Below are 17,491 nucleotides of genomic sequence, written 5' to 3'. Positions count from 1 at the left end.
ACTCCCCCTGCCCCCTGCCCCCCGTTCCCCGTTCCCCGTTCCCCGTTCCCTAATAAGCATTAAGCTATTAATAGGAAACTATTGAAGGTAAATAAGATGATCCTGCCTGGAGCAACTGTTCGCGTCAAAAATCCCGCAGATACATATTATCGGTCTGAAGGACTTGTCCAACGAGTGAGTGATGGTAAAGTAGCTGTATTATTTGAAGGTGGTAATTGGGATAAAATAATTACTTTCCGCTTAACAGAATTAGAACCTGTTGAAACTACAGTTCCGAAAAAAGGGAAATAGTAATTTAGTCTTTAGTCATTAGTCAGTGGTTATTAGTTATTTACTAAGACTATTGACTAATGGCAATTTTAAAAAAATTCTGCAATTCCTATAAGTAATGCGACAGAATTAATTACACAAATGATTTTGCTGTTCCCTGTTCCCTGCTCCCTGTTCCCTGTTCCCTGTTCCCTGTTCCCTGTTCCCTGTTCCCTGTTCCCTGTTCCCTGTTCCCTGTTCCTTAACTGCTTATGCGTCTACCTTTACCACAGTTTGCTATTGAAAATCGCCATTCTCATCACTTTGCAGAGATAATTGAAACGACAAGTACGGAATTTTTGGCTCAGTGTTTAGAACCAGAAGACTTGAGTTTTCCACCAATGCCACCTTTTGGGAGTTGGGTTTGCGCTGTGGACGAAGAATCTGGTAATCAAGTTTATGCTGTAGTTTATCATGCCACAACTATGCCTATTGATTCTGTACATCGGGCAGTTGCTTTGGGATTATCTTTAGAAGCTTTGCGCGAGGAACAACCCCAGATATTTTCTATGCTCAAAACTGAATTTCGAGCGGCGATTGTGGGATTTAAGGAAAAGTCTATAAATATAGGTAATAACGGCAGGGTATATCAATACTTACCACCCCGTCCACCACAAATCCACCAGGCTGTTAATCATTGTCAGGCAGAAGAAATTATTCAGTTTACGGAAGAACTAGATTTTTTACGAACATTAATTTTTATTAGTGGTGCGCCTGTAGATTCTTTAGCTGCCGCCGCTATTCGAGGAGTATACCAGTTACGAAAAACTGATCGAGAATGGTTGATTAAAGCTGGAAGACATCTGAGTATGTTACTCAAAGATGATTATGATCGGTTGCGGTTTATCTTGAGCCAAATTCACCCTTAACCATAGAGTATTACTATTTTGGAGATGTCTAATGTAAAATATGACAGTTGTATTAGATGCTGTGAATGTGATTGAGCGTTATACCTTGCCCGAAATGGGCGATTTGTGGAGTGAAACCTATAAGCTGAAAACCTGGCTAGATGTAGAGATCGCGGTTTGCGAAGCACAGGCAGAACTGGGTTATATTCCAGCAGCAGCAGTAGAGGAAATTAAGGCTAAGGCGAATTTTGACCCCAAACGGGTGCTAGAAATTGAGGCAGAAGTTCGTCATGATGTGATTGCTTTCTTGACAAATGTTAATGAATATGTAGGTGATGCAGGACGCTATATTCACTTGGGTTTAACTAGTTCTGATGTTTTGGATACTGCTTTATCGCTACAATTAGTTGCTAGTCTGGATCTGTTGTTAAAACGCCTAGAAGATGTCATTGATGCTATTCGTAAAAAAGCTACTGCACATCGCAATACGGTAATGATTGGGCGATCGCATGGTATTCACGCTGAACCTATTACCTTTGGTTTTAAGTTAGCTGGTTGGTTAGCGGAAGTGTTGCGACACCAAGAGCGGTTGCAAATTCTCAAAAAAACGATCGCTGTCGGTAAAATATCAGGTGCAGTGGGGACTTACGCCAACATTGAACCCCGTGTAGAAGCGATCGCTTGTGCAAAACTCGGACTTAAACCCGATATTGCCTCTACTCAGGTAATTTCCCGTGATATTCATGCAGACTTTGTGCAACAGTTAGCATTACTGGCTGCATCCATAGAACGTTTTGCTGTAGAAATTCGTAACCTGCAAAAAACAGACGTTTTAGAAGTTGAAGAATTTTTCGCCAAAGGGCAAAAAGGCTCTAGTGCTATGCCTCACAAGCGTAATCCCATCCGTTCGGAACGATTAACAGGGATGGCACGATTGGTGAGAAGTCATGCAGGAGCAGTATTAGAAAACGTCGCTTTGTGGCACGAACGGGATATTTCCCACAGTTCTGTAGAACGGGTAGTTTTACCAGATGCTTGCATTTTGACTCATTTTATGATGCATGAAATCACCCAACTGGTAAATAACCTGTTGGTTTATCCCGAAAATATGGCACGAAATCTTAACTGTTATGGTGGAGTCGTCTTTAGTCAAAGGGTATTATTAACCTTAATAGATAAAGGACTAAATCGAGAAGCAGCCTATACTATAGTCCAAGAAAGCGCCCATACTGCCTGGAACAAACCAGAAGGCAACTTCCGTGATTTAATCAGCACAGATCCTCGCGTCACTCAAAACTTATCCCCCGCAGAGATAGAAGCCTGTTTTGATCCACAACATCATCTCAAGCATTTAGAACAGGTTTATCAACGATTGGGTATTTAGAACTGGAATTGGGGAATTGGTGATTGGGGGTAGAAACAGCTAGATAATTTCTACCCATAACTATCCTTATCTTACTGTTTGTCTAAGTCTTCAATAAGTTGATCAACAAAATCCCTTAACCGTTGCGGCCAGTCAGGGACGGTTTTAATTTTCTCCCTTTGCCCTTTCCGACCTTTAAAACAAATTGGTTGAGCGTCTAACTCAGCTTTGAGGATTTTTTTAGCACCAAGTTTATTATTTTTCTCAAATCTCATTGACATTAACCTTAATCGTTGGTATACTTACTATAATATAACATTGAAAGGTCGAATCAATGCTTTTATCATTCAAAACTGCACTAATTCCAAATAACCGACAGATTACAGCTTTTCGCAAGGCTTCTGGAGTAGCTAGACACGCCTATAACTGGGCAAATGCTCAAGTTATAGATATTTTAGCTACTCGCAAAGAAGGCGAAAAACTTAAACTTCCATCAGCGATTGACCTGCGTAACAGCTTAATAGCTGAGGTCAAATCTGAACACGCTTGGTATTACGAAGTTAACAAAAATGTCCCACAAAAGGCGTTAACTGACTTACGCCAAGCATGGGACCGATGCTTCAGAAAGACATCGAAACAACCCCGATTCAAGAAAAAAGGACAGCGTGATTCTTTCTATTTGGAGTCAGGAACTAAGGCAAAACCAGCAATTAAAAATGATGGTAAAAAAATTAAATTACCGTCAATCGGTTGGGTGCGATTAGCCATACCTTTACCTATTACCGCAACTCATAACTGTGTGATTTCCCGACAAGCTGATAAATGGTTTATTTCTGTCAAGTACGAGATTGAAAAACCTCCCATACTTGCAGATAGACCGACCATCGGCGTTGACATTGGAATCAAAGAGTTAGCCGTTTGCAGTAATGGTGAAGTATTCGAGAATCCTAAAGCCTACCGCCGCATGAGTAAACGCATGAAACGCTTACAGCGTAGCGTTAGCCGAAAGGTAAAGGGGTCTAATAATCGCAAGAAAGCTGTAAGAAAATTGGCTAAATTACACGCCAAAGTTTCTAATATTCGCAAGGATTCCATACATAAATTAACCTACTATCTAGCTAAAAACCACAGCGTGATAAAGAGTGCGATTCGTTGTTAGTTGAATCACGGTAATCAGTCCGTACATAAACTAACCAACCTAACCCAATTAAGGAGAAAGGTTGAACTCTCGGTCTGATATGGGTGCAAGTCCCATCTACCAGACTCAGGTATGACTCCCTACCTGCCCACACTGACTAGACTCGGTTTCTAGAGGGTGAAGCTGGAAGACGCAATCAGACATCCGTTGTGGGGTGACACTTGGCGTTAATGGGGAGTTCCCACGGTGAAACAGAGCCTAGAAAAGCAACCTACACGCAAGCAGGACACAACTCAAAAACCTGACTTCACTGGAGCGAAATCCCGCCGCATCTTTTTTAAATAGCGGTCAGAGTCCAGGGAATCCAGTGGTTGAAATGGCTACACCTGACGGAACTATTAATCAACCGAGGGAACGAATAAAAACGGATTGAAGGTCTAGGGGCGGTCGAACCCCATAAGTAGGCTGGACGAGCAGCGGAATCCCTTCAATTCGGGTAGGACAGACCGTAATTGGTCTGAGGTGTTCAGAATACACAAATTGGAGCAGAGCATGATTGGACACAGAGAAAACTCTAGTGAATCTTGGAAGACGTTACCCTAGAAGCAATTCCGCCGTAACTTATTCCGCCTACAAAAACGAGTGTATAAAGCGGTTCAAGTTGGAGACAAGCGGAAAGCGCAGTCACTACAGAAGCTGATTCTGAAATCAACCGCAGCAAGATTACTGGCTATTCGTCAAGTATCACAGCTAAACGCTGGGAAAAAGACCGCAGGAATTGATGGCAAAAAGTCCCTTACCTTTAAGGAACGCTTCGAGCTTAATGAACTGCTAAAAGCATCTGTTAGCAACTGGAAACACCAGGAATTAAGAGAAATACCAATCCCCAAAAAGGACGGTACTATGAGGATGCTGAAAATCCCCACTATTGCAGACAGAGCTTACCAATGCCTTGTCAAATACGCATTAGAACCAGCACACGAAGCAACCTTTCACGCCAGGAGCTACGGGTTTAGGACGGGTCGTTCAGCGCATGACGCACAGAAATACCTGTACAACAACCTATGCTCTACACGAAAAGGAATAGATAAACGAGTTATAGAACTCGATATCGAAAAATGCTTCGACAGGATAAACCACACCGCCATCATGGATAGACTCATCGCTCCTTATAGCATAAGACAGGGAATATTCCGCTGTCTCAAAGCCGGAGTTAATCCTCAATTCCCAGAACAGGGAACACCTCAAGGCGGGGTAGTAAGTCCACTATTAGCTAACATCGCCTTAAACGGCATCGAAAGTATCCACAGATATAAAGATGCCGGAAACAACGTAATAGAACCATCAGTCCGATATGCGGATGACATGGTGATAATACTTAGACCTCAAGACGATGCTACCGTTATACTTGACAAAATCAGTCAGTTCCTAGCAGAGCGGGGAATGAAAGTCAGTGAGAAAAAGACCAAGCTAACCGCCGCGACAGGTGGGTTTGATTTCCTCGGCTGGCACTTTAAAGTCCAGAAAAACGGGAAGTTTAAATGCGTTCCATCAGTGGATAACTTCAAAGCTTTTCGCAAGAAAGTAAAACACATCGTCAACAACTCGAATTATGGTGCTATCACTAAGGCTGAGAAATTAGCCCCTGTAGTTAGAGGTTGGAGGAACTACCACCGCTTTTGTAAGATGAAAGGGTCACGCAACTCGTTATTCCACATTCAACACAGAGCTTACAGGGTATTCAACAAGGAAACCAAACAGAATCGCTACACTAGCAAGGAATTACTAGATAAAGCGTTTCCATCAGTTCCTTACTCCGAAAACAAATACATCAACGTTAAAGGTGAGAAATCACCCTATGACGGAGATTTGAGTTATTGGAGCGAGCGTAACAGCAAGCTCTATGACAACCATACCTCTAAAGCCCTCAAACGGCAAAGCCATAAATGTGGTCATTGTGGTTTAAAAATGCTCAGTGATGAGAAGGTACATTTACATCATATAGATGGAAACCATAAGAATGGTAAACCTAAAAACCTTCTAGCAATTCATGAAAGCTGCCACGATTATATTCACATGAGCAAAAGCGAAAGCTAAGAACATCGGAAGCTGGGTGCAGTGAAAGTTGCACGCCCAGATTTAACAGAGAGGGGCAGGGAATAATATCCCTCCTCGACTCTACCTAGAGGATTTGCACGTTAAGGCATTTTTGAAGAACCACAAATTAGCGGGTGCTATCGCCGATTGTGGGATGTATGAGTTCAAACGACAGTTAGAGTATAAAACCGAGAAGTTCGGGAGTGAATTAATCCTTGTGGATAGGTTCTTCCCTAGTTCTCAAATATGCTCTAATTGTGGGAATCATCGTCATAAAATGCCATTAAAAAACCGCGTTTATGTTTGTCCTGATTGTGGCTATAAAGCCGATAGGGACTTAAATGCAGCGCGGAACATTGACCGATGGTTTGCGGATATTTTTATCCCTGTAGCGTAGCGGTTCCTTTTAGGAACTACGGTCAGAAACGGTAAGTTCTACCGAGATTGTCTGTCGAGTGGAAAAACCTCTTAGAAGTCATTCTAAGACCACGATGAAGCAGAAAGTAAACACCAAAATTATCGCTGTCCAGATGTGTCTAGATTTTGGTAATTTTGGGTAAGTTTTATAGAACGGAAATAATTATTACCCATGACCCATGACCCATTCATTACCAATCACCACAACTAATGTAAAAGTCCGATAACGTGCAGTAAGCCTTTACCAGTGATTAATTCAATAATTAACCCAATAAAACCTAGCATGGCTATCCGACCATTCCAAACTTCTGCGCTGGTAGTGATTCCCCATTCCCACCGTTCTTGGGGATACATTTTCACCCTTTTTTTCATTTGGGTAACTTGAGAGAGTTTGAGATTAGGTTGTTGCAGGACATCAATTATCAGGTCGCATAAAGCTCTGATAAAAACTGGATTGGTGTTGGGGGCAGGAACTCGTCCGAAGTTGTGTATTCCTGCTTGTTCAGCTATTTCTCTATATTCAATATCAATTTCTTGCAGTGTTTCGATGTGTTCAGAAACAAAACTAATGGGGACAACTACCAAATCTTTCACACCTTTAACACCGAGTTCGTTTAGTGCATCTTCTGTGTAGGGTTGTAGCCATTCTACCGGACCAACACGACTTTGATAGGCGAGGGTGTGGGGATTGGGACGATTGAGAGTTTGCATAATTAAGGTTGTGCATTCCTCAATTTCTACTTGGTAGGGATCTCCTGCTTCCTCTACATAACTTTTAGGCACACCATGTGCGCTAAAAAAGATATGCACGTCATCAGGATGTGAAAATTTATCAAGTTCGCCAAGTATGAGTTCTGCCATTGCTTGTAGATAACCTGGTTCTTTGTACCAAGAGGCAATGACTGTATATTCAAGACTTTGGAGTTTGGGGTTTTCTTTCCATAGTTGTTCTAATAACCGGAAACTAGAACCGCTGGTGCTGATGGAAAATTGGGGATAAAGTGGGAGAATTACTAACTTATCAATGTGATCTTGGGTAAGTTGGGCGATCGCTTCCTCTGTATAAGGATGCCAATAACGCATTCCCACATAGATATTAGCTTCTTGTCCTAATTCACCTAACTTCGCCTTGATAGCTTCTCCTTGTTCTTCTGTAATCCGTCGTAAGGGAGAACCGCCGCCAATTTGCTTATAATTTTCTTGAGATGTTTTTTCTCGGCGTGTAGCAATAAACCAAGCCAGAGGTTTTTGCATCCAGCGAAACGGTAAACGGATAATTTCGGGATCTGAAAACAGATTATACAAAAAAGGTCTGACATCTTCTGGTTTATCAGGACCACCAAGATTAAGTAATAATACCCCTATACGACCCATAGCAGTTACTTTCCCCCAATCCTTACAGATTTTTCACTAATGTTAACAATATATCTTTATTAAATATAAAGCTTTATCGGCAGGAAAAATACAATGGCAACAATTTTTAGAGATTTAAGTTATAGATACCAATGGCTATATGATGGCATCTCTCGGTTAGCGGCTGTGACTGTGGGTGGTGAACCCCGGTTTCGTCAACTGGCTTTACAAAATTTAAACCTACAATCAGATACTCAGATTTTAGATTTATGTTGTGGTAGTGGTCAAGTAACCAGATTTTTAGTAAATTTTTCGGAAAACGTCACCGGTTTGGATGCTTCTCCATTGTCTATAAAACGATGCCAGAAAAATGTGCCAAATGCCACTTATATAAAAGCATTTGCTGAGAATATGCCTTTTGCAGATAATTTATTTGATGTGGTACATACTAGCGCAGCTTTACACGAAATGCAGCCAGAACAACTCCGAAAAATCATTCAAGAGGTTTATCGGGTATTAAAACCGGGAGGAGTTTTCACTTTGGTGGATTTTCACCCCCCAACAAATCCGATATTTTGGCCGGGGTTGGCGATATTTTTCTGGTTGTTTGAAACCCAGACGGCTTGGGAATTGTTGAAAACAGATTTACCTGGTTTGTTAGGAGATTATGGTTTTGATGTGGGTAAACCTAGTTTATATGCCGGTGGAAGTTTGCAGGTAATTCAGTCCAGAAAAATTGTTGAATAGGAGTAGGGGCGCAGGGCCTGCGCCCAGTCAGTCCCTGCGCCCAGTCAGAGACTAGGAACGAGGTGTGGTAGGGATTTGAGCTTAAGTTGATACCATTAGGTAGGGGCAAACCCCCTGTGGTTGCCCCGAATAACGAACCAACAAAAAGTTCTAAGTAATTTGTTCTGTTTGTGTTTCTACCTTTTGACCAATTTTTGGTTCTGTACCCGCAATTAATCGCTCAATATTACTGCGGTGACGGATAATTACATATAAACCGCCAGTCAAACCAAGAAGAATGTAGGCTAAAGGTTGGTGGAAAATTACCATTAAAATAGAAACTGCGATCGCTCCACAAATGGAACTTAAAGATACAATTCTAGAAATGGCAATGACTACTGCAAATACTCCTAATGTTGATAATCCAATTTGCCAATTTATAGCTAGTAAAATTCCCACACCACTAGCTACAGATTTACCACCAGTAAAGCCGAGAAAGACTGATTTACTATGTCCTAAAAGGGCGGCTAAACCAGCTAATGTGACTAAATAAGGTTGCCAAATTCCGGGATTTACAGTTGGTGGAATTAAGTTTTGACTATAAGCAATGTTAAATAAGGCATAACCTAAATTTATGGCTAATACTCCTTTTAAAGCATCAATTAATAACACAAATGCCCCTGGGACTTTACCCAAAGTTCTCAAAACATTAGTTGCACCTGTTGAACCAGAACCAACTTCCCGAATATCAATTCCTTTTAATAGCTTACCTGCTAGATATCCAGTGGGGAAAGAACCCAATAGGTAAGCTAATAAAACCACCACTCCACACAAACTTAACCAAAGAAACATAAATTTGTCAGTTGTCAGTTGTCAGTTGTCAGTTGTTAGTTGTCAGTTGTTTTACCAATGACCAATCACCAATGACCAATCACCAATCACCAATCACCAATGACTAATTAAAAATCATCGTTAAAATCCCGATCTTTCATGGTTTTTGGGTCAGGGGCAAAAGCTAACCAGAGAGGGAATTGTAGTAATGTTAAACTAATTTGTTCCTCAGAATCATCAATGATAATTAAAGGCATTTGATTGGCTTTAACTAATCTCTCGGCTTTTTGGGCTAAAGCTGTCGGTGCTTCAAATAATACCACTCCTCTGTCGGGTCCAAAATCGGGACGACCGATACCTAAACAATCTTGTAAACCGCGTCGCCATTCACCTAAACGTTCTGGAGTGTTTGCTAAAATTAGGGTTCGCACGCGATAGCTTCGCTCGCCGGAGGCATCGCCATATAATTGATGTAATATCGAAATTGCCGATGAAGCAATTAAAATATTCTGTAACCGGCTACCCATTGTCCGCAAAGCACCCCGTCCACCAAGGGTAAATAACCAATTTGAGATTTTTTCTGCATGAATTGGTTCAAAGGTGCGGCGTAATTGCCAGGGAGGTCCATAATAATCTGGTTGGTTGCGGTATTGGTCAAGTAAGCGCCGGATTTTTTTAGTAGTGTCCTGAAACTGCTGTTGACCAAGTTGTGGCATTTCTGATAGCGATAGCGTGGCGTTAGCCATTTGTTCTTTCACAGGTTTAGCTTCTTTCGGCGCTGGCTTTTCCCGTTCTTGTGCAGGTTTTACCAGTTGCATTTGTTCTGCTGCTGATGCCAAATCCTGTAAACTACCTGTGAGATAGTCTTTAAAACCTTGTACCCGAATTGCTATATCTTGAGATGTCCCTGCAAAGGTTGTCCGCATTTCATTACGAATTCGTTCTTGACGACGTTCGAGTTGTTCGACAGAAATTTGTAAGGCTTGTTTGCGTTGTTCTAACTGTGATAATGACTCTTGGACAACCTGGGAGAGTGCGGTTTGAGTTACACTAATTTGCGTCCGAAGGGTGGCATAAGTAGTTTCCAATTGAGCAATTTCTGCGCTAAGGTCTGATGACTTTTGCTGTAATTGGGCTAATCTTTGTTTTGCTTGTATATATAGTGAATCTTCTGCTTCTAGTTCTGTTGTTTCTGACGTTGCCAATTCACCAGATGCTTTAGTTTCTAATTGTAAATCGGTGGACGGTTTTTCTGGTAGTTCATCTGTAGGGGGTTGCACTTCTATTTGTTCTAACCACTCATTTATGGGTTCTGGAGTTGGAGATTCTTCTGGGTTCATAAACGACTATATAAATTTTCCATGATACAAAAAATATCTTTCTTGAAATATCCAATTGACTAGAAACAAAATCTAATCAATGCGTGGACAACGTTCTTCTAGACAAGATTTTAAGGTTTTGGGGTCAAATAAAATTGGCAAAAAGTGAATACTGTTCACTTCTTTAAAATAGAACAAAATGGGAACCGGATTCCAGAATATTCGCCAATTTTGCCATTCTTGGTAAGGAAAACGCTTAATTAACTTTTCGCCTCTATAAAGATCAAAATCAGTAGGGGTAAATAGAAAGCGCAGTGTTACAGCTTGCAACATCAAAAACAAACCCAATAGCGTTAATATTCCTCCCACCCAAGGTTGTACTAATAGGACGGGAATGGCGACCAAGACTAAGACAACAGGAATATTATAACTTGGCTTGAGTTCTACTGTTGATATGATGTTAGGTGTGAATGAACTATGCAAAATCTTTTTCTCCTGTTTCTATAATTCGTAATTTTTAATTACTCTATTTTGCCTTTTGCCTCTTGCCTCTTGCCTCTTGCCTCTAAAATCACTTTCCTGGCGATAATCCACTACCGGGACCTTGGAACATTACCCAAGATAAAAAGAAGTTGCTAATAAATATAACTAATAGGGCTGTGACAACAGCAGTTGTGGTTGATTGTCCTACACCTTTAGCACCGCCTGTGGTAGTCAAGCCCCAGCTACAGCCGATAATGGCGATTAATACACCAAAGCAACAGGCTTTAATCATGGCGTTACCAATATCCCAAATATCGAGAAAGTCCCGGGCTGAGTCTAGAAATACTGTATCGGAAAGGTTGTAAATGCGGGTGGCTATAAGCAATCCTCCAGACATTCCTGTGATTAAGGATAGCAAAGTTAAGACAGGTAACATGATGAAGCAAGCCAGAAGTCGGGGAATAACTAGATAATCAATGGGATCTGTTTTTAACATTAACAGAGCATCTATTTGTTCTGTAACTTTCATTGTGCCGATTTCTGCTGCGAAAGCTGAACCTACCCGTCCTGCTAAAACTACTGCTGTCAATACGGGGCTAAGTTCTCTGGTTAATGCTACTGCTAATACGCCCCCAACGAGGTTTCCTGCCCCGAAGTTGATGAATTCCCGTGCTACCTGAATTGTGAATACTGCACCCACGAATATGGCTGTTAATAGGGCAATGAAGAAAGAGTCAGGTCCGACTATTGCCAATTGTTCTAGGGTGTTACGACGGTGAATTTTACCTTGAAGGAGGTGAAATATGACTTGTCCACCTAAAAAGGTCGCAGCCAGCAAGCGCTGACTCCATGTTCCTAAACTGGATTTGGCCATTGGTCACTGGTGGTGGGGGATAGAATTAACACTAGACAATATGCAAATTATTAACTTAGTTTACGGCTAGTCTCATAAAATTGAGCGAGTTTTTACAGTGTTTTTACTTCTGGTAAACTGCACACTGAGATGTAAATCCTGATTTTTTCAAGGTTTTACAGGTTTTGAATCTCAAAAATACTCAATGCACTTGGGGTAACTATTACCAGTGCAATTTAATGAAAACTTAAGATTCTTGACGAAATGAATGTTTGGGGGCGATCGCCAGTATTGTAGAAGTTGGCAGATAATTTTTCGGTTATCTCTCAAGTTACCCACTACCTCGGTCTGATTATGACTATATTTAGTAACTTTTTCCGATCTTTAGTGCTTACCACCATTTTTAGTTTTCTTGTCCCTGTCTTCCTTGTTGGTGGTTTGTTCTTGGTTTTATCACTTTTTGGCTATGTGCCTGGTCTACAAGGGATAATTTCGGATGTCTCTATGCAAATTATGCATTTTCTCGCTACTTTCGGCAGTGGTAGTTCCCTCAACGGTCTATTTACGATTAGTTTAACTTGCGGCTTTGTTGGGGCGCTATTTGATATCTATGTTCATTACCGTTATCAAATTCTTCATACCGATTCTTGAATGTTGTCAAAGCATTTAAGCCATGTTGATGATTCAAAGAATCCCACAATGAGTAATCTTAATAATTGCGATCCATAGCTGAGTATTTCTATATTTACTGGAAGCTATTGGCTCTGTGCTGGAGATTTCTATTTTTTAAGGTCGTTATTTTCCCAAATTCTCGTGTAGTGCAGTGACACAACACAATAGGGTTGAGATGGGTATACTTGTGGTGAAGGCTAATATTTTTTAATACTTGGCTCTTGTTCCTTAAAAATACCAAATAAAACTACATATAAAATATAAAAATTTCCTTAAGCTTTTTAATAATGATTCGGGTGATATAGCAAGAGTTACCGAGTCAGGGGTTAGAAATAAAATTCCTCCCCTTGTCTTTGGGCTTTTTCCCCATTGGATTAGAGGTGAAACCCGTTAGCTTCACGCTAGGCGTTCTATATTAAAGATATTCAAAAGATTAAAAAGTTATTTGATTGCCCGTCAGTAACCCAGCCCTAAAGGGACTGAGCTTGCAAGAGTAATCAAACAAGCTGTACTGACCAGACCACCCTTAGCGTTGTCGAAGGGTAGCCGTTATTTGAGTCACGACACCCCGGAATGCGAAGCTAGTTCCTTGCTCTGTCATTTGCAATTAAACAGTTTTAAGGTCACTGAAACAGTGTTGCAAGTCTAAAAAGCTCTTATAACTGGTCGAAGCTAACATTACCCCAGAAATGGGAGGCACATCGCGTGCAAAACATTATGCGTACAGAGTTGGGAATTTTGAATCGGTAATTGTCCCGTTGAAAGTACATCACAAAAGTACCCCGAATTTCCCAACTCCAAGGCGGTAATGAAAAAATTTCACGGTGGTTAAAACCACTCGTGTCGCTTCCCTCTCAGGGCTAAAGCCACTGAGTTTCCCACTTACCAGGCATTCTTATGATTTGGCCATTTAAGCCCAACTTTCGGAAACAAATTGCGCGGATTGAAGTTAGCGGTGCGATCGCTGGTGCAACCCGTAAGCACGTCCTAGAAGCATTGAAGACTATAGAGGAAAGTAAGTTTCCGGCTTTACTGCTACGCATTGATAGTCCTGGGGGTACAGTGGGTGATTCTCAAGAAATCTACAGCGCACTAAAGAGATTAGCCAAAAAAATCAAGATTGTTGCTAGTTTTGGGAATATTTCCGCTTCTGGAGGCGTTTATATTGGTATGGGTGCAGAACATATCATGGCGAATCCAGGCACGATTACGGGCAGTATTGGGGTAATTCTGCGGGGGAATAATTTAGAGGTGCTATTGGGAAAAATTGGTGTTTCCTTTAAGGTCATTAAGTCAGGACCGTACAAAGATATATTAGCTTTTGATCGGGAATTAACAGAACCGGAACAAACTATTCTGCAAGACTTGATTGATTGCAGCTATCAACAATTTGTGGAAACGGTGGCTGAGGCTCGTTCATTAACTGTGGAGAGGGTCAAAAGTTTCGCTGACGGCCGAATTTTTACCGGACAGCAAGCCTTAGAATTAGGTGTTGTAGACCGCTTAGGAACAGAAGAGGATGCAAGACGATGGACAGCGGAGTTAGTAGGACTTGATCCTGAAAAAACTCTTTGCTATACGCTAGAAGAACGGAAACCATTTTTGAGTCGTGTTCTGCCGGGAAGTCGTCAAGCTAAATCGGTTATTGGTGGGGGGATTGATTGGCTAGAATTTGAAATGTCTACCAGTGGTTTACCCATGTGGTTATATCGTCCATAGAAAGTAGGGAACAGGGAACAGGGAACAGGGAACAGGGAACAGGGAACAGGGAACAGGGAACAGGGAACAGGGAACAGGGAACAGGGAACAGGGAACAGGGAACAGGGAACAGGGAACAGGGAACAGGGAACAGGGAACAGGGAACAGGGAACAGGGAACAGGGAACAGGGAACAGGGAACAGGGAACAGGGAAGAATTATTACAACTGACAACTGACAACTGACAACTGACAACTGACAACTGACAACTGACAACTGACAACTGACAACTGACAACTGACAACTGACAACTGACAACTGACAACTGACAACTGACAAATACAAAAGGAGGATTTTGGTAGTGAAATGGCAAATGCGAGCAATTCGGGGTGCAACAACTGTTGCGGAAAATAGTGTTGAAGCAATTCGAGATTCAGTGACAGAATTATTAGATGAATTGGAGCAAAGAAATAAACTCCAACCGGACGATATGATTAGTGTGACTTTTTCAGTGACAAAGGATTTGGATGCTATTTTTCCAGCAGCGATCGCCCGCAGTCGTCCTTTGTGGGATAGTGTAGCTATGTTAGATGTCCAACAAATGCACGTTGAAGGAAGTTTACCGCGCTGTATTCGCTTTCTCATTCACGCTAATTTACCAACTTCTACGCCAATTCACCACGTTTATTTACGTCACGCTGCTAAATTGCGTCCCGATTGGAGTTTACCCCAAACGTTACAAACTTCACAGCAGGTAGTGGAGACGAAAGTTTAAAATTAGCTGGTCAATAACATAAGTAAAAGTTAGCGCTAAATGAGCTATTACAGTGGTGATGCGGCTGCTCAACCTGCTACTATTGGTGGGAGTATTTTCACTCATCAGGGTACTGGTGTATGTGTAAAGTTAGATGCTTTTTTGGATATTCTTGCCAAAGGTGAAGAGCCGCTTGTCATTGTCACCAGTGAAGGTTATTTTACGAAAATATATAAGTATGTAACTGCGTATAAGGGTTTTGTGTTTTTCACAGAATCCTTGGATAAATTGGATTTTGGTAGCAATATTGAGGTGATTTACGCTCAAAGTTTAGGAACGAATATTTGATTGTCTAAACTATGATTTGTGTGATTAATTTGATTTTTCTGATTAATTAATCATCTCAATCAAAAAAACGTCTGAACTATGATTTGTGTGATTAATTTGATTTTTCTGATTAATTAATCATCTCAATCATCTAAATCAAAAAAATCACAGTTTAGACAGTTTGGACATTATTCAGATGCTAATAAGTCCCGAATGACGCGAGTTACGGCTTTCTGGGTGACGCGAGTGGCAATTTGTTGACTTAAAAGTTGGACTCCTGGATTAACAATAATTTGGGCTAATTGAGGAGCAAATTTTGTGGCATCAAAGCCTTTAGTGTCTCGTAAAATTCCCGCAATGCGTTTAATATATTCTAAGGTTTGTTGTTGTTCAACTGAGGCTGAAGGAATTTGATGAACTGCGGTAATTCCTACCTTTTCTCGAAGTACATAAGTGAAGTTGTGTAAGGCATTTTTACTGACAGCATCTATACTGTTGAAAAATTCATCAACTAATCTATCACGAATAAATGCACCTCGGTCAGAAGAGAGAAATTCTACTCCTTGATTAACGACTAAGTTCAGATCATATTCTTGGTTGCTGCGGGCATTTTTTAGCAGGTTTTCTAAGCGATTCCAGCGGAATTTCCCATCTTTAAACAGTAATTCTTGTAATGATGTTCTTAACTCATTTGCGGGATCTGTTAACAGCCTTTTAGCAACATAAGGATAGGCTTCACTGAGAACTTTGAAATTGGGATCTATATAGATTGCAATTCCTTCCAAAGTCACAAGCGAACGAATAATTAAGGCGTAATATGGGGGAACACGGAAAGGATATTCATACATTAAAGCCGATAAATCATCGGTGATACTTTTAATATTCAAATCCGCGACACTTGCACCTTGGGCGTTAGCAAATACTTTGGCAAAAGCAGGAATAATGGGAGTTAGGTCTGTTTCGGGAGTGAGGAATTCTAGCTTTACATAGTCTTTTGCTAAACTATCAAATTCCCGATTAACGACGTGGACAATTGCTTCAATTAAACCATAACGTTGGGCTGGTTTCACTTCGCTCATCATGCCAAAATCGAGATAAGCTAATTTACCATCCATTGTCGCTAATAAGTTACCTGGGTGGGGGTCAGCGTGGAAAAATCCATGTTCTAATAATTGACGCAAAGAACATTGGACTCCAACTTCAATTAAATACCGGGCATTGATTCCTAAAGCGGCGATTTTTTCGGGTTGAGTTAATTTGATGCCGTTAATCCACTCCATCGTTAAAACGCGACGGTTGGTGTATTCCCAGTAAATTTTTGGTACATAAATATCCTTCATGTGACCATATAATTCAAAAAAGCGTTCTGCATTTTCGCCTTCATGAATATAGTCCATTTCTTCAAAAATGCGATCGCCTAACTCATCCAAAATTCCGACTAAATCACTACGTACCCGTTTGAGATTCCGCTGTACCCAAGCAGCCAGTTTCCGCAAAATATACAAATCTATCGTAATTCGTTCCCGTAAATCTGGACGTTGGACTTTAATCGCTACTTCTTCCCCAGTTTTCAATCTGCCTTTATATACTTGTCCCAAGGAAGCCGCCGCAATCGGTTGTAACGAAAATTCTGCGTAAATTTCTGACGGTGTTGCTCCCAATTCTTCCTGAATAAATTGGTAAGCTATTTCATTAGGAAAAGCTGGTAATTGATCTTGGAGTCTAGTTAATTCTTCTAGGTAAATTGGTGGGACTAGATCTGGTCTAGTGGATAAAGCTTGACCAATTTTAATGTAAGCTGGTCCTAGCTTTGTTAATAATTCTCTAAGTTGAACAGCGCGACGACGTTCATTTTTAACCAAAATTCTCCATTGCTTATCCCACCATAACCCGAAGACAAAGGCAAGAATTGGTTTTAAAACCGTTAGAATCCGCCGGATAACTTGTAGGAATCGCCCACTATACTGTGCTGCTATTTCCACAGGATCATACAGCACCGACTCCGGTTCAGATCCTGTCCTCACTTTGTGCCTTGGCTGTTGAGAAGCCTGCGCCGATTTGATTACTACCGTCTGTGTACTTTGTTCTGCTACTACCTCAATCACGGACAATTCGCCTCCGCGACTGTCCTCCTGACTTGTTCGAGAACTAGGGGGAAGTGTCTTAACCATCATGAAGAAGCCACCAGTTAAATCAACGTTGTTAAATATTGTAACAATATCTTGTCTTTTCGGGATATATTCGCAAATTAGAAATTCTTGCTGCTAGTTTTCTTGTTAACAGCCGAGTTTTAGTATATTTAAG

At 41.0% G+C, this 17,491-nt stretch carries 17 protein-coding genes and 1 pseudogene; 11 read left to right on the top strand and 7 right to left on the bottom strand.

Translation table 11 applies throughout. The annotated features are described in order from the left end of the window. The first annotated feature begins 96 nt into the window (after positions 1-96). From HEQ36_RS11315 to purB, 3 genes are all read left to right on the top strand, one after another. On the top strand, positions 97-291 hold the full coding sequence (locus HEQ36_RS11315) for an NAD(P)H dehydrogenase subunit NdhS (protein ID WP_027402660.1): 195 nt from the start codon (positions 97-99) through the stop codon (positions 289-291). Positions 292-521: 230 nt separating this feature from the next. Next, positions 522-1,178 carry a hypothetical protein gene (locus HEQ36_RS11310; RefSeq protein WP_027402661.1) on the top strand — a complete coding sequence of 219 codons (657 nt, stop codon included), beginning with the start codon at positions 522-524 and terminating at the stop codon, positions 1,176-1,178. Between the two features lie 67 nt (positions 1,179-1,245). After that, positions 1,246-2,541, top strand: a complete 1,296-nt coding sequence (gene purB / locus HEQ36_RS11305) for an adenylosuccinate lyase (protein WP_027402662.1) — start codon at positions 1,246-1,248, stop codon at positions 2,539-2,541. A 71-nt stretch (positions 2,542-2,612) separates the two neighbouring features. Here the strand turns inward: purB and HEQ36_RS11300 are convergent, their stop codons facing one another. Continuing rightward, entirely contained in the window at positions 2,613-2,795 is a 183-nt protein-coding gene (locus tag HEQ36_RS11300; RefSeq protein ID WP_027401740.1) for a hypothetical protein, read from the bottom strand. Positions 2,796-2,854: 59 nt separating this feature from the next. Between HEQ36_RS11300 and HEQ36_RS11295 the strand changes: the two genes are divergently transcribed. From HEQ36_RS11295 to HEQ36_RS11285, 3 genes and pseudogenes are all read left to right on the top strand, one after another. Further along, entirely contained in the window at positions 2,855-3,679 is an 825-nt protein-coding gene (locus HEQ36_RS11295; protein ID WP_233455508.1) for a transposase, read from the top strand. A gap of 531 nt (positions 3,680-4,210) precedes the next feature. Further along, positions 4,211-5,755 (top strand): annotated as a pseudogene (locus tag HEQ36_RS11290) (group II intron reverse transcriptase/maturase). A 112-nt stretch (positions 5,756-5,867) separates the two neighbouring features. After that, positions 5,868-6,152: a transposase gene (locus tag HEQ36_RS11285; protein WP_233455509.1), complete on the top strand. Its 285-nt coding sequence runs from the start codon at positions 5,868-5,870 to the stop codon at positions 6,150-6,152. Between the two features lie 227 nt (positions 6,153-6,379). Here the strand turns inward: HEQ36_RS11285 and hemH are convergent, their stop codons facing one another. Then, entirely contained in the window at positions 6,380-7,546 is a 1,167-nt protein-coding gene (gene hemH / locus HEQ36_RS11280; protein WP_168636385.1) for a ferrochelatase, read from the bottom strand. Positions 7,547-7,639: 93 nt separating this feature from the next. Here hemH and HEQ36_RS11275 point away from each other — a divergent pair, with 93 nt between their 5' ends. After that, positions 7,640-8,272, top strand: a complete 633-nt coding sequence (locus HEQ36_RS11275) for a class I SAM-dependent methyltransferase (protein WP_168636386.1) — start codon at positions 7,640-7,642, stop codon at positions 8,270-8,272. Between the two features lie 150 nt (positions 8,273-8,422). Here the strand turns inward: HEQ36_RS11275 and plsY are convergent, their stop codons facing one another. The 4 genes from plsY to HEQ36_RS11255 form a co-directional block, all read right to left on the bottom strand. Next, entirely contained in the window at positions 8,423-9,103 is a 681-nt protein-coding gene (gene plsY / locus HEQ36_RS11270; protein ID WP_053538011.1) for a glycerol-3-phosphate 1-O-acyltransferase PlsY, read from the bottom strand. 107 nt (positions 9,104-9,210) lie between these two features. Further along, positions 9,211-10,422, bottom strand: a complete 1,212-nt coding sequence (locus HEQ36_RS11265) for a DUF3086 domain-containing protein (RefSeq protein ID WP_168636387.1) — start codon at positions 10,420-10,422, stop codon at positions 9,211-9,213. Positions 10,423-10,494: 72 nt separating this feature from the next. Then, positions 10,495-10,884 (bottom strand): DUF3119 family protein, encoded by a 390-nt coding sequence (locus tag HEQ36_RS11260; protein WP_039205140.1) that lies wholly within the window; start codon positions 10,882-10,884, stop codon positions 10,495-10,497. A gap of 88 nt (positions 10,885-10,972) precedes the next feature. Next, a complete protein-coding gene (locus HEQ36_RS11255) occupies positions 10,973-11,758 on the bottom strand; it encodes an MlaE family lipid ABC transporter permease subunit (RefSeq protein ID WP_096669499.1) in 786 nt (261 codons plus the stop codon). 333 nt (positions 11,759-12,091) lie between these two features. Here HEQ36_RS11255 and HEQ36_RS11250 point away from each other — a divergent pair, with 333 nt between their 5' ends. From HEQ36_RS11250 to HEQ36_RS11235, 4 genes are all read left to right on the top strand, one after another. Further along, positions 12,092-12,388, top strand: coding sequence for a hypothetical protein (locus tag HEQ36_RS11250; RefSeq protein ID WP_072033679.1), 297 nt, complete (start codon positions 12,092-12,094; stop codon positions 12,386-12,388). 918 nt (positions 12,389-13,306) lie between these two features. Next, entirely contained in the window at positions 13,307-14,128 is an 822-nt protein-coding gene (gene sppA / locus HEQ36_RS11245; RefSeq protein WP_168636388.1) for a signal peptide peptidase SppA, read from the top strand. 339 nt (positions 14,129-14,467) lie between these two features. Next, positions 14,468-14,881, top strand: coding sequence for a chorismate mutase (aroH, locus tag HEQ36_RS11240; RefSeq protein ID WP_027402669.1), 414 nt, complete (start codon positions 14,468-14,470; stop codon positions 14,879-14,881). Between the two features lie 39 nt (positions 14,882-14,920). After that, positions 14,921-15,208 carry a hypothetical protein gene (locus HEQ36_RS11235; RefSeq protein WP_027402670.1) on the top strand — a complete coding sequence of 96 codons (288 nt, stop codon included), beginning with the start codon at positions 14,921-14,923 and terminating at the stop codon, positions 15,206-15,208. Between the two features lie 167 nt (positions 15,209-15,375). Here HEQ36_RS11235 and HEQ36_RS11230 read toward each other — a convergent pair whose 3' ends face one another. Then, positions 15,376-17,361, bottom strand: a complete 1,986-nt coding sequence (locus HEQ36_RS11230; RefSeq protein WP_168636389.1) for an AarF/ABC1/UbiB kinase family protein — start codon at positions 17,359-17,361, stop codon at positions 15,376-15,378. Between the last annotated feature and the right edge of the window lie 130 nt (positions 17,362-17,491).

Origin of the sequence: Anabaena sp. 54 (assembly GCF_017355725.1) — a bacterium.
Classification (GTDB): domain Bacteria; phylum Cyanobacteriota; class Cyanobacteriia; order Cyanobacteriales; family Nostocaceae; genus Dolichospermum; species Dolichospermum heterosporum.
The sequence above is the reverse complement of the archived record's forward strand: the minus strand, read 5'-3'. Positions and strand labels throughout refer to the sequence as shown.

Excerpts from the sequence above, each read along its gene's own strand:
- HEQ36_RS11235 (WP_027402670.1), top strand. The coding sequence starts at position 14,921 with ATGAGCTATTACAGTGGTGATGCGGCTGCTCAACCTGCTACTATTGGT.
- HEQ36_RS11265 (WP_168636387.1), bottom strand. The coding sequence starts at position 10,422 with ATGAACCCAGAAGAATCTCCAACTCCAGAACCCATAAATGAGTGGTTA.
- plsY (WP_053538011.1), bottom strand. The coding sequence starts at position 9,103 with ATGTTTCTTTGGTTAAGTTTGTGTGGAGTGGTGGTTTTATTAGCTTAC.
- HEQ36_RS11315 (WP_027402660.1), top strand. The coding sequence starts at position 97 with ATGATCCTGCCTGGAGCAACTGTTCGCGTCAAAAATCCCGCAGATACA.
- HEQ36_RS11250 (WP_072033679.1), top strand. The coding sequence starts at position 12,092 with ATGACTATATTTAGTAACTTTTTCCGATCTTTAGTGCTTACCACCATT.
- HEQ36_RS11310 (WP_027402661.1), top strand. The coding sequence starts at position 522 with ATGCGTCTACCTTTACCACAGTTTGCTATTGAAAATCGCCATTCTCAT.
- hemH (WP_168636385.1), bottom strand. The coding sequence starts at position 7,546 with ATGGGTCGTATAGGGGTATTATTACTTAATCTTGGTGGTCCTGATAAA.
- HEQ36_RS11275 (WP_168636386.1), top strand. The coding sequence starts at position 7,640 with ATGGCAACAATTTTTAGAGATTTAAGTTATAGATACCAATGGCTATAT.
- sppA (WP_168636388.1), top strand. The coding sequence starts at position 13,307 with ATGATTTGGCCATTTAAGCCCAACTTTCGGAAACAAATTGCGCGGATT.
- HEQ36_RS11230 (WP_168636389.1), bottom strand. The coding sequence starts at position 17,361 with ATGATGGTTAAGACACTTCCCCCTAGTTCTCGAACAAGTCAGGAGGAC.
- HEQ36_RS11295 (WP_233455508.1), top strand. The coding sequence starts at position 2,855 with ATGCTTTTATCATTCAAAACTGCACTAATTCCAAATAACCGACAGATT.
- HEQ36_RS11300 (WP_027401740.1), bottom strand. The coding sequence starts at position 2,795 with ATGAGATTTGAGAAAAATAATAAACTTGGTGCTAAAAAAATCCTCAAA.
- HEQ36_RS11255 (WP_096669499.1), bottom strand. The coding sequence starts at position 11,758 with ATGGCCAAATCCAGTTTAGGAACATGGAGTCAGCGCTTGCTGGCTGCG.